11 protein-coding genes and 1 pseudogene are annotated in these 11,606 nt (G+C 71.1%); all 12 read left to right on the top strand.

Annotated elements, in window-relative coordinates; genetic code table 11:
• A pseudogene (locus tag FRCN3DRAFT_RS54735) lies at positions 1-359 on the top strand (serine/threonine-protein kinase); the annotation flags it as partial.
• Between the two features lie 51 nt (positions 360-410).
• Positions 411-623, top strand: a complete 213-nt coding sequence (locus tag FRCN3DRAFT_RS0201985; RefSeq protein WP_007519876.1) for a hypothetical protein — start codon at positions 411-413, stop codon at positions 621-623.
• A gap of 186 nt (positions 624-809) precedes the next feature.
• Positions 810-1,946 (top strand): cyclic dehypoxanthinyl futalosine synthase, encoded by a 1,137-nt coding sequence (gene mqnC / locus FRCN3DRAFT_RS0201980; protein ID WP_007519874.1) that lies wholly within the window; start codon positions 810-812, stop codon positions 1,944-1,946.
• Between the two features lie 24 nt (positions 1,947-1,970).
• The gene (locus tag FRCN3DRAFT_RS0201975; RefSeq protein ID WP_027140167.1) at positions 1,971-2,723 is read left to right on the top strand and encodes a demethylmenaquinone methyltransferase; all 753 of its coding nucleotides are present in this window, start codon (positions 1,971-1,973) and stop codon (positions 2,721-2,723) included.
• Positions 2,724-3,174: 451 nt separating this feature from the next.
• A complete protein-coding gene (locus FRCN3DRAFT_RS0201970; RefSeq protein WP_007519872.1) occupies positions 3,175-4,503 on the top strand; it encodes a geranylgeranyl reductase family protein in 1,329 nt (442 codons plus the stop codon).
• A gap of 187 nt (positions 4,504-4,690) precedes the next feature.
• A complete protein-coding gene (locus FRCN3DRAFT_RS0201965; RefSeq protein ID WP_007519871.1) occupies positions 4,691-5,053 on the top strand; it encodes an NADH-quinone oxidoreductase subunit A in 363 nt (120 codons plus the stop codon).
• Complete coding sequence (locus FRCN3DRAFT_RS57540; protein WP_007519870.1) at positions 5,044-5,877, top strand: NuoB/complex I 20 kDa subunit family protein; 834 nt, start codon at positions 5,044-5,046, stop codon at positions 5,875-5,877. The genes FRCN3DRAFT_RS0201965 and FRCN3DRAFT_RS57540 overlap by 10 nt, the downstream gene beginning before the upstream one ends.
• Positions 5,877-6,557: an NADH-quinone oxidoreductase subunit C gene (locus FRCN3DRAFT_RS0201955; RefSeq protein ID WP_007519869.1), complete on the top strand. Its 681-nt coding sequence runs from the start codon at positions 5,877-5,879 to the stop codon at positions 6,555-6,557. Before FRCN3DRAFT_RS57540 ends, FRCN3DRAFT_RS0201955 begins: the two co-directional genes overlap by 1 nt.
• A gap of 40 nt (positions 6,558-6,597) precedes the next feature.
• On the top strand, positions 6,598-7,956 hold the full coding sequence (locus tag FRCN3DRAFT_RS0201950) for an NADH-quinone oxidoreductase subunit D (protein WP_007519868.1): 1,359 nt from the start codon (positions 6,598-6,600) through the stop codon (positions 7,954-7,956).
• The gene (gene nuoE / locus FRCN3DRAFT_RS0201945; protein WP_007519867.1) at positions 7,956-8,777 is read left to right on the top strand and encodes an NADH-quinone oxidoreductase subunit NuoE; all 822 of its coding nucleotides are present in this window, start codon (positions 7,956-7,958) and stop codon (positions 8,775-8,777) included. The genes FRCN3DRAFT_RS0201950 and nuoE overlap by 1 nt, the downstream gene beginning before the upstream one ends.
• A gap of 2 nt (positions 8,778-8,779) precedes the next feature.
• Positions 8,780-10,096, top strand: a complete 1,317-nt coding sequence (gene nuoF, locus FRCN3DRAFT_RS0201940; RefSeq protein WP_007519866.1) for an NADH-quinone oxidoreductase subunit NuoF — start codon at positions 8,780-8,782, stop codon at positions 10,094-10,096.
• Between the two features lie 36 nt (positions 10,097-10,132).
• On the top strand, positions 10,133-11,606 hold a 1,474-nt coding region (locus FRCN3DRAFT_RS42185), incomplete at its 3' end, for an NADH-quinone oxidoreductase subunit G (RefSeq protein ID WP_007519865.1).

The following is an 11,606-nucleotide window of genomic DNA, read 5'->3' as shown; positions in this document are numbered from 1 at the left end:
CGCCGCCCGCGCCCGCTCCCGCGCCGACGCCGCGTCGCGAGCGCCCCGCTCGCCGCCGTCGCGGTTTCCGCCTCCGGATCCCGTTCAAGAAGACGATCATCTTCGTGATCATCGTCTTGCTCCTGCTCTCGGCGGCCGACCAGATCGCGAGCGCGATCGACAAGCAGCGCCAGGCGCTCTGGGACCGTGCCGTACACCGAGTGGAGCAGCAGATCGACGAGTGGCGCGGCAAGGCGACCAACATCGGCGATCAGCTCCCTGGCCAGATGAACCAGCTGCCTGGGCAGGTGCGTGACCGGTTCGAGGACAAATCGGGCGCTGGCGGCACTAGCGGTGCTTCGCCGGGCGGGACGCCCTGACCATTACCTACGCTGGGTAACGACAGTCCAGACAGAAAGTGTTCTGGGCGCATGATGAAGGCGCTTGGCAGGTACAACCCCGTCATGGCGAACTTCACGCAGCGGGTCTCGGAGATGCTGCACAACCCGAAGACCCAGGAGATGATCAACAAGGTCAAGTCGCAGGCGACCAAGCCGGAAAACAAGGCAAAGATCACGCACTTCAAGGACAAGCTCCGCGGCTTCGGCTCGTCCTCGTCTGATCGTGGTGGCCCTCGCTACTGACCCCGGATCCGCCCCTCCGCCCCGGCGCACGGCTGTGCCGGGGCGGAACGGGAGCCTTCGACCCGTGCGGTCGATCTGTGCAACCGATGTGTGCGGTCGATCCCACTGGGCCGCCGTGCCTTTGCGGACGAAGCCGGCGTCGAGGGTCGGGAAGATAGCATCTGGGCGGTGAGCGAGATCCGATCCATGCTGGCCCGGGCCGCCGATGGCGGCCGGATCACGCCCGAAGAGGCGCTGCTGCTCTACCTGCAGGCGCCGCTGCACGAGCTCGGGCAGGCCGCGGACGCCGTGCGCCGGCGCCGCTTCCCGGACGGCATCGCGACCTACATCATCGACCGCAACATCAACTACACCAATGTCTGTGTGACCGCCTGCAAGTTCTGCGCCTTCTACCGAGCGCCGAAGCACCCCGAGGGCTGGGTCCGCGACCTCGACGACATCGTCGCCAAGTGTGGCGAAGCGGTCGAGCTGGGTGCCACCCAGATCATGCTGCAGGGTGGCCACCACCCCGAATTCGGCATCGAGTGGTACGAGAACGCCTTCTCCGCGATCAAGGCCGCCTATCCCCAGTTGGCGCTGCACTCGCTCGGCGCGAGCGAGGTCGTGCACATCGGCCGCACGTCCGGGCTGACGCACGAGCAGGTCATCGTCCGGCTGCGTGACGCGGGCCTGGACAGCTTCGCCGGCGCGGGCGCCGAGATCCTCACCGAACGTCCGCGGGCCGCGATCGCTCCGCTCAAGGAGCCCGGCCACGTCTGGCTGTCGGTCATGGAGACCGCGCACGGCCTGGGCCTGGAGTCGACCGCGACGTTCATGATGGGCACGGGCGAGACCAACGCCGAGCGCATCGAGCACCTGCGGATGATCCGCGATGTCCAGGACCGCACCGGTGGCTTCCGCTCGTTCATCCCGTGGACCTACCAGCCGGAGAACAACCACCTGCGCGGCCGCACCCAGGCCACGACGTTCGAGTACCTGCGTCTGGTCGCGGTCGCTCGGCTGTTCTTCGACAACGTCGCGCATCTGCAGGGTTCGTGGCTCACCACCGGTAAGGAGGTCGGCCAGCTCACGCTGCACATGGGCGCCGACGACCTGGGCTCGGTGATGCTGGAGGAGAACGTCGTCTCCTCCGCCGGCGCGCGGCACCGCACCAACCGGTCCGAGCTGATCCAGCTGATCCGCGCGGCCGACCGGATCCCCGCCCAGCGCGACACCCTCTACAACCACCTGGTCGTCCACCGCGACCCGGCCGAGGACCCGGTCGACGAGCGCGTCGCCTCGCACTTCTCGTCCACCGCCCTCCCGCTCGTCCAGGCGAGCTGACCCGCGGTGGTGGCGGCAGAGCCCGTGCCTAGGACGGAGGCCGGTCGGGGGAAGCGCGCCGGCCTGGACAAGCGGCCGGACGAGGTCGCCGCGATGTTCGACCAGGTGGCGCGCCGCTACGACGTGACCAACGCGGTGCTGTCGGCCGGCATGGACCGCGGCTGGCGGCGGGCGACCGCGAAGGCGCTGCGCCTCGAACCGGGGCAGCGGGTGCTCGACCTCGCCGCCGGCACGGCGACCTCGTCGCGCGCGTTCGCCGCCGCCGGCACGGACGTGATCGCCTGTGACTTCTCCGTCGGGATGCTGCGCGCCGGCCAGGCCCGGCTCACCCGCCGGCCACCCGCGTCGGGGACCGTCCGGCTGGTCGCGGGTGACGGGCTCGCGCTGCCCTTCCCCGACGAGGCCTTCGACCGGGTGACGATCTCGTTCGGTCTGCGCAACGTCGCCGACGTGCCGACCTGCCTGGCCGAGCTGCGCCGGGTCACCCGCCCGGGCGGCCGGCTGGTCGTCTGCGAGTTCAGCCGGCCGACGTGGGGGCCGATGCGGCGGGTCTACCTGGAGTACCTGATGCGCGCGTTGCCCGCGGTGGCCCGCCGCGTCAGCAGCAGCGCCGACTCGTACGTCTACCTGGCCGAGTCGATCCGTGCCTGGCCAGCCCAGCCTGACCTCGCCGACGCCCTGAAGTCCGCCGGCTGGCGGCACGTCGGCTGGCGGAACCTCACGGCCGGCATCGTCGCCCTCCACCACGGCGACCGGGACAGCGCCGGCTCGTCCTGAGCCGGATGCCCGCCGTAACGGTGTGACGTGAATCTCGAAACGGGAGGCGGGCTCGCCCCACTTCGGTGACGGCGCCGTCGCAGCCGCCCCAGCTCAGTCGCCTCGTGGGGGCGAAAACGGCCGAGCCACCGGCGCCTGCCCGCGCCCGAAACCACCTTGGGAAGGCGCTTTGCGCCCGACGGGCGGGCGTGGGGGCAGGCGCTCGACGACTGCCCCCACGCCCGCCCCATCCTGGTTGATGCCAATGGCGGTGTGAGCGCCTACACTCGGCCGTGGCAGGACGCTCGTGAAGAAATTCACGAGCGCAGCGAGGAACGTGCGATCAACAGCCGGTGAACGGCCGAGTACGCATCGCTCCGACCCGGGATCCGCGGCGGAACAACGGATCTCCGGGAAAGGCGGATCAGGTGTGGAACCGGTTGGGTCGTCGGTTGCCGGTGGGGAGAATCGGGTGACGGAGATCACAAAGCGGTCGGATGGCGTGGCACGCGCCGGCGCCGATGCCGACGTGATCGTCGTCGGCGCCGGCCCCGCGGGCTCTGCGGCCGCCTACCACCTGGCGAACACCGGCCTGGACGTGCTGCTCCTGGAGAAGGCGTCCTTCCCGCGGGACAAGGTCTGCGGCGACGGGCTCACGCCGCGGGCGGTCGCGAGCCTGGTGCGGATGGGCATCAACGCTGGGACCAAGGGCGACGCCGCCTCGGCGGACTCCGGCTGGGCGCGCAACAAGGGCCTGCGCATCGTCGGCGGCGGCCTGCGCCTGGAGCTTCCGTGGCCGGAGCTCGCGAGCTTCCCCGACTACGGCCTGGTCCGGCCGCGCTCCGACTTCGACGAGCTGCTGGCCCGCACTGCCGAGAAGGCCGGCGCCCGGCTGCATGAGGGCACCACGGTCGCCGGCGCCGTTCGCGACGAGCGGACCGGCCGGGTGGTCGGCGTCACGGCCCGCGCGGGCACCGACCGCGAGCCGGTCACCTACCGCGCCCCGGTCGTCATCGCCGCCGACGGCAACAGCGCGCGACTCGCGCTGTCGCTGGACATCCGCCGCCGGGACGACCGGCCGCTGGGCGTCGCGGTGCGCCGCTACTACCGCAGCCCGCGCACCCACGACGACTACCTCGAGTCCCACCTGGAGCTCTGGGAGGGCAGGCCGAACGCGAGCCGGCTGCTGCCTGGGTACGGCTGGATCTTCGGCATGGGCGACGGGACGAGTAACGTCGGCCTCGGCATCCTGAACACCACCCCGGCCTTCGGCAACACCGACTACCGCGACCTGCTGCGCCGCTGGCTGGCCGCGTTGCCGCCGGAGTGGGGCTACACCGAGGACAACGCGACCGGCCCGGTTCGTGGCAGCGCGTTGCCGATGGGCTTCAACCGGACTCCGCACTACGCCGACGGCGTGCTCCTCGTCGGTGACGCGGCCGGGATGGTCAACCCCTTCAACGGCGAGGGCATCGCGTACGCGATGGAGTCGGGTGAGCTGGCCGCCGAGGTGATCGCGCAGGCGTTGGCCAGGACGAGCGACGCCGCCCGGGAGAAAGCGCTGCACCAGTACCCCGAGGCGGTGCGGGCCCGCTACGGCGGTTACTACACGCTCGGGCGGGTCTTCGTGAACCTCATCGGCAACCCGACCGTGATGCGGCTGGCCACGAAGTACGGGCTGCCGCACCCGGTGCTGATGAAGTTCATGTTGAAGATCATGGCGAATCTCACCGACCCACGGGGAGGTGATGCGCACGACCGGGTGATCAACGCGCTGTGCCGGCTGGCACCGAGCGCGTAGGGCCCCTGGGCGTGCGTGTAGAAAGCGAGAAAGCTCACCAGCCGCGGATGGCGAGGAATCGCCGCCGCGACCGGCGGGACGGCACCACCAAGACAGGCCTCCGGGGGAAGCGGTCCTGACCGGCCGGAGGCGGGCAGGAAGCCCGGCGCACCGCCGGCCACATTTTCTCTGGGGAGAGGAGCTCGGCATGCTCTCCAACTACGTGCCGATCCTCGTCCTGATCGCGATCGCCACGGCGTTCGCGGCCGGGTCGATCGTGATCAGCATGTTGGTCGGGCCGAAGCGGTTCAACCGGGCCAAGCTCGACGCCTATGAGTGCGGCATCGAGCCGGCACCGCAGGAGGCCGGCCCGCGCCGTTTCCCGGTGAAGTTCTATCTCATCGCGATGCTCTTCATCGTGTTCGACATCGAGATCATCTTCTTGTACCCGTGGGCGGTCGCCTTCGGCGGGCTCGGCGTGTTCGGCCTGGTCGAGATGGTGCTGTTCGTGGCTACGGTGTTCGTCGCCTACGCGTACGTCTGGCGGCGGGGAGGCCTGGAATGGGACTAGAGGAGAAGCTGCCCGGAGGCGTGCTTCTCGCCAGCGTCGAGAAGCTAGCGGGCCTGGGTCGCAAGTCGTCGCTGTGGCCGGTGACGTTCGGCCTCGCCTGTTGCGCCATCGAGATGATGGGGACCGGCGCGGCGCGGTATGACCTCGCCCGCTTCGGCATGGAGGTCTTCCGGGCCAGCCCCCGCCAGGCCGATCTGATGATCGTGGCCGGCCGGGTCAGCCAGAAGATGGCCCCGGTGCTGCGCCAGATCTACGACCAGATGGCCGAGCCCAAGTGGGTGCTCGCCATGGGCGTCTGCGCCTCCAGCGGCGGCATGTTCAACAACTACGCGATCGTGCAGGGCGTCGACCACATCGTCCCGGTCGACATGTACCTGCCCGGCTGCCCGCCGCGTCCCGAGATGCTGATGGACGCGATCATGAAGCTGCACCGGAAGATCCAGACCGGCCCGGTGTCCGGGAAGCTCGACCGCACCGAGATCGGCGAGTCGCCCTACCCGAAGCCGATCGAGGTCGCCACCGCCCAGTCGGCGCTGCCGGCGGGCAGCCTCGACACCCGGACGCTGTCGGTCAACGACCGCAAGCGCTTCAAGATGCCCGCCGACGCCCCGCTGCCGGTCGGCCGTGGCGCCGTCGAGCCCGCGGCCCTGGACGCGCGCCGCCCGGCCGCGGTCGCGCCGCCGTCGGTCTTCGGCCGGCGCAAGCAGCTCCCGGTCGTCGGGCAGCCGGCGACCACCGGCAGGCTCGACGAGCTGTTCGACGTCGAGCCGACCGACGACGTACACGGGCGGGACGGCGGACCGACCACCGAGGACCTGGGCTGATGAGCGAACTGGTACCGAACGGATCGGCGGCCGCGGGCGGCCGCCGCCACGACGCGTTCGGCGCGAAGGGTACGGGCGACACCTCAGGCTTCGGTGGCCTCGTCGCCCCGGCGCCGGTGCTGGGGTCCAGCGAGCGGCCGTTCGGCGACGACGAGGCGGACACGGTCTACGACGCGCTGGAGCGGGCGTTCCCCGGCCTCGACGAGGCGATCGAGCGGGTCGTGTTCGACCGGGGCGAGCTGACGCTGTACGTGCGCCGCGAGCACCTGCTCGCCGTCGGGCGCACCCTGCGCGACGACCCGGCGCTGCGCTTCGAGCTGCTGTCCTCCCTGTCCGGCGCGGACTACCTGGACGACCCGACCGGGCGGCGGCTGCACTCCGTCGTCCACCTGGCGTCGCTGACCTACCGGCGCCGGATCCGGGTGGAGGTGTCCGTGTCCGTCGAGGACCCGGTGATGCCGAGCCTCACCTCGCTGTGGCCGACGGCGGACTGGCACGAGCGGGAGACCTACGACTTCTTCGGGATCATCTACGAGGGTCACCACGCGCTGACCCGGATCATGATGCCGGACGACTGGGTGGGCCACCCGCAGCGCAAGGACTACCCGCTCGGCGGCATCCCGGTGGACTACAAGGGCGCCCAGGTGCCCCCGCCCGAGAAGCGTCGGAGCTACTCGTGACCCAGTTTTTGAACGCCCAGTTTTTGAACGAAGGTGCGTCATGACCGCCGACACGCACACCACGCCCGGGGCGAACCCCTACGAGGCTGGCTTCACCGAGGACGGCGCCAACCGGGTCTACACCGTCACCGGCGGGGACTGGGAGCAGGTGCTCGGCGCCGGCGAGGAGGGCGCCGAGCGGATCGTCATCAACATGGGCCCGCAGCACCCGTCGACGCACGGCGTCCTGCGGCTGGTCCTCGACATCGAGGGCGAGACGGTCCGCCAGACCAGGCTGGTCATCGGCTACCTGCACACCGGCATCGAGAAGAGCAGCGAGTACCGCACCTGGACGCAGGCGGTCACCTTCCTGACCAGGGCGGACTACCTCTCCCCGTTGTTCACCGAGACGGCCTACTGCCTGTCCGTGGAGCGGCTGCTCGGCATCACCGACCAGGTGCCGGAGCGCGCGACCGTCATCCGCGTCCTGGTGATGGAGCTGCAGCGCATCTCCTCGCACCTGGTCGGCCTGGCCACCTCCGGCATGGAGCTCGGCGCCACCACCGCGATGATCGTCGGTTTCCGTGAGCGCGAGAAGATCCTCGACCTGCTCGAGATGATCACCGGCCTGCGGATGAACCACGCCTACATCCGGCCCGGCGGCCTCGCCCAGGACCTCCCGGACGGCGCCGAGCGCGGGATCCGCGAGTTCCTCGTCGACATGCCGAAGCGGATCAAGGAGTACCACCGGCTGCTGACCGGCCAGCCGATCTGGAAGAACCGGCTGATCGACGTCAACTACCTGGACGCGTCGTCCTGCCTCGCCCTCGGCATCACCGGCCCGATCCTGCGGTCCGCCGGCCTGCCCTGGGACCTGCGCAAGACCATGCCGTACTGCGGCTACGAGACGTACGAGTTCGACGTCCCGACGGCCACCGAGGCCGACTCCTTCGCGCGCTACCTGGTGCGGCTGGAGGAGATGGGCGAGTCCCTGAAGATCATCGAGCAGTGCCTGGACCGGCTCGGCCGGCTTGGCCCCGGCCCGGTGATGGTCGCGGACAAGAAGATCGCCTGGCCGGCGCAGCTGTCGATCGGAAGCGACGGCATGGGCAACTCGCTCGACCACATCCGCAAGATCATGGGCACCTCGATGGAGGCCCTGATCCACCACTTCAAGCTGGTCACCGAGGGCTTCCGGGTGCCGCCAGGCCAGGTCTACACGGCCATCGAGGGCCCGCGCGGCGAGCTCGGCGTGCATGTGGTCAGCGACGGTGGGACCAAGCCGTTCCGCGTGCACGTGCGCGACCCAAGCTTCGTCAACCTGCAGGCTGTGCCCGCGATGACCGAGGGCGGACAGGTCGGCGACGTGATCGTCGCGGTCGCCTCGGTCGACCCGGTGCTCGGGGGAGTTGATCGCTGATGCCACTGACGGACGAGACCCGGGCCGCCGCCCGGGAGATTGTCGCCCGCTACCCCGTCGGCCGGCAGCGTTCGGCGCTGCTGCCGATGCTGCACCTGGTCCAGGCGGACGAGGGCTACGTGACCGCCGAGGGGGTCGAGCTCTGCGCGAGCGAGCTCGGGCTCACGGCGGCCGAGGTCAGCGCGGTCGCGACGTTCTACACGATGTACAAGCGCCGCCCGGTCGGCGACTGGCTGGTCTCGGTCTGCACGAACCTGTCCTGCGCGCTGATGGGCGGCCAGGAGGTCTACGACCGGCTCTCGGAGAAGCTCGGCGTCGGCCATGACCAGACGACCGCCGACGGCCGGGTCACCCTCGAGCACGCCGAATGCCTCGCGGCCTGCGACTACGCCCCCGTGATGACCGTCAACTACGAGTTCTACGACGGCGTCGACGAGGAGGCGGCCGAGGGCATCGTCGAGGCCCTGGCGCGCGGCGAGCGGCCCGTGCCCACGCGCGGTGGCCCGCTGTGCACGTTCGCCGAGGTCTCCCGCCAGCTCGCCGGCTTCGAGGACCCACGACCAGAGGGCGTCGCGGGCACAGGCTTCCTCGAGCCGTCGGTGGTGGGCCTCACGGTCGCCGAGCAGGCCGGCTGGCGCGGCGAGGTCGCGCACACGGAGCGGGCCGACGGCCCGACCGGCCCGGCCGGCCCTGCGCCCGTCGGCGACGTGCTGCCGGGCAAGGCGCCCGCGGACGGCGCCCGGTCCGGTGTCAGCCCGGCCGCGGGCGCCCCGACCACGACATCGGCCGCTCCTGCCGCTACGAAGTCAAAGGGGGCGTGACGATGCCCGTCACCCCGGTTCTCACCGCGCGCTGGAAGGTCCCCGGCATCTGGACGCTCGACACGTTCGAGCGCCACGGCGGTTACGACTCGGTGCGCACCGCGTTCGGCATGGGCCCGGACGACATCATCAAGCTGGTCAAGGACTCCGGCCTGCGCGGCCGCGGCGGCGCTGGCTTCCCGACCGGGATGAAGTGGAGCTTCATCCCGCAGGGCGACGGCAAGCCGCACTACCTGGTCATCAACGCCGACGAGGGCGAGCCGGGCACCTGCAAGGACGCCCCGCTGATGATGACCGATCCGCACTCGCTGATCGAGGGAATCATCGTCGCCTCGTACGCGGTGCGGGCGAACCGGGCGTTCGTCTACGTCCGCGGCGAGCTGGTGCACGCCGCCCGGCGGCTGCGCAACGCCGTCGTGGAGGCGTACCGGGCCGGCTACCTCGGCCAGGACATCCTGGGTAGCGGCTTCGACCTCGACCTGGTGATCCACTCCGGTGCCGGTGCGTACATCTGCGGCGAGGAGACGGCCCTGCTCGACTCGCTCGAGGGCCGCCGCGGCCAGCCTCGGCTGCGCCCGCCGTTCCCGGCGACGCACGGGCTCTACAACTCGCCGACGGTCGTCAACAACGTCGAGACGATCGCGTCGGTGCCCTTCATCGTCAACAACGGCGTCGACTGGTTCCGCTCGATGGGCACCGAGAAGTCGCCCGGGCCGAAGATCTACAGCCTGTCCGGCCACGTCACCCGGCCCGGGCAGTACGAGGCCCCGATGGGCACGACGCTGCGCGAGCTGCTGGAGATGGCCGGCGGCATCCGCGGCGGCCGCGCGCTCAAGGCCTGGACGCCCGGAGGCTCGTCGACGCCGATGCTGACCGCCGAGCACCTCGACGTCCCGCTGGACTTCGACGGCGTGCAGGCCGCCGGCTCGCTGCTCGGCACCGCCGCGCTCATGATCATGGATGACACGGTGGACATGCTCAAGGTCGTCCGCCGGCTCACCCAGTTCTACGCGCACGAGTCCTGCGGCAAGTGCACGCCGTGTCGTGAGGGCACCACCTGGATGGTGCAGATCCTGTCCCGGATGGAACGCGGGCAGGGCGACCCGAGCGACATCAACACGCTGACCGACGCCTGCGACAACATCTTCGGCCGGGCGTTCTGCGCGCTCGCCGACGGTGCGGTCTCGCCGATCGTCTCCGGCATCAAGCACTTCCCGGAGGAGTTCGCCGCGGCGGCCCAGCCGCGGCCCGCGGCCCCGGCGCAGGACTCCGCGGGCGGCGTCGTCACCGGGCCTGCCGCCCTGGCGGGGGCGCACTGACATGGGAACGTCACTGATCATGGGAGCGGTCGGAATATGACTGTCACCGCGGACGCCTCGGCCGGACCGGGCGGGCCTCCCGCCCCGCCGCCCGACCACGTCACGCTGACCATCGACGGGCTGCCGGTCAGCGTCCCGAAGGGCACGCTGATCATCCGGGCCGCCGAGCTGCTGGGCATCGAGGTCCCCCGGTTCTGCGACCACCCGCTGCTCGACCCGGTCGGCGCGTGCCGGCAGTGCATCGTCGAGGTGGAGGGCCAGCGCAAGCCGGTCGCCGCCTGCACGACGACCGTCGCCGCCGACATGGTCGTCAAGACGCAGCTGACGTCCCCGGTCGCCAGCAAGGCGCAGGCCGGCACGATGGAGTTCCTGCTCCTCAACCACCCGCTGGACTGCCCGGTCTGCGACAAGGGCGGCGAATGCCCCCTGCAGAACCAGGCGATGGCCAACGGCGGCAGCGAGTCGCGGTTCAAGGAGGAGAAGCGGACCTACCCGAAGCCGCTCGCCATCTCCTCGGAGATCCTGCTCGACCGGGAGCGGTGCGTGCTGTGCGCCCGCTGTACCCGGTTCTCCGAGCAGATCGCCGGTGACCCGTTCATCGAGCTGTTCGAGCGGGGCGCCGCCGAGCAGGTCGCGGTGGCGGGCGACGAGCCGTTCGCGTCCTACTTCTCCGGCAACACGGTGCAGATCTGCCCGGTCGGCGCGCTCACCAGCGCCGCCTACCGGTTCCGCTCCCGCCCGTTCGACCTGGTCTCCACGCCGACGGCGTGCGAGCACTGCGCGTCGGGCTGCTCGCTGCGCACCGACCACCGGCGCGGCACGGTGATGCGCCGCCTCGCCGGCGACGACGGCGCGGTGAACGAGGAGTGGAACTGCGACAAGGGCCGGTTCGCGTTCACCTACGCGCGCCAGGCCGACCGGCTGACCACCCCGCTCATCCGGGACGACGAGACCGGCGAGCTGGTCGAGGCGAGCTGGACCGAGGCGCTCGACTACGCCGCGCGCGGTCTGGCCGAGACCCGCGACCGCTACGGCGTCGGCGTGCTGGCCGGTGGCCGGCTCACCCGTGAGGACGCCTACGCCTACGCGAAGTTCGCCCGGCTGGCGCTGCGCACCAACGACATCGACTTCCGGGCCCGGCCGCACTCGGCCGAGGAGGAGGCGTTCCTCGGGCACGCGGTCGCCGGCACCGGCATCGGCGTCACCTACGCCGACCTGGAGACCGCGCCCACCGTCCTGCTCGTCGCCTTCGAGCCGGAGGAGGAGTCGCCGATCGTCTTCCTGCGGCTGCGCAAGACGGTCCGCAGGCTCGGCACGGCCGTCTACTCCGTCGGCCCGGTCGCGACCCGCGCGCTCGGCAAGCTCGCCGGCACGCTGCTGCCGGTGGCGCCGGGCGGCGAGGCCGACCTGCTCGCCGGCATCGCCGGCGCCCGGCCCGGCCCGGACGGCGAGCTCGCGGCCGGCGTCGCGGAGGCGCTGCGCAAGCCGGGCGCGGTCATCCTGGTCGGCG

Source organism: Pseudofrankia saprophytica (assembly GCF_000235425.2).
GTDB classification, from domain to species: Bacteria; Actinomycetota; Actinomycetes; order Frankiales; family Frankiaceae; genus Pseudofrankia; species Pseudofrankia saprophytica.
This window is presented reverse-complemented; position numbering and strand designations above follow the sequence as displayed.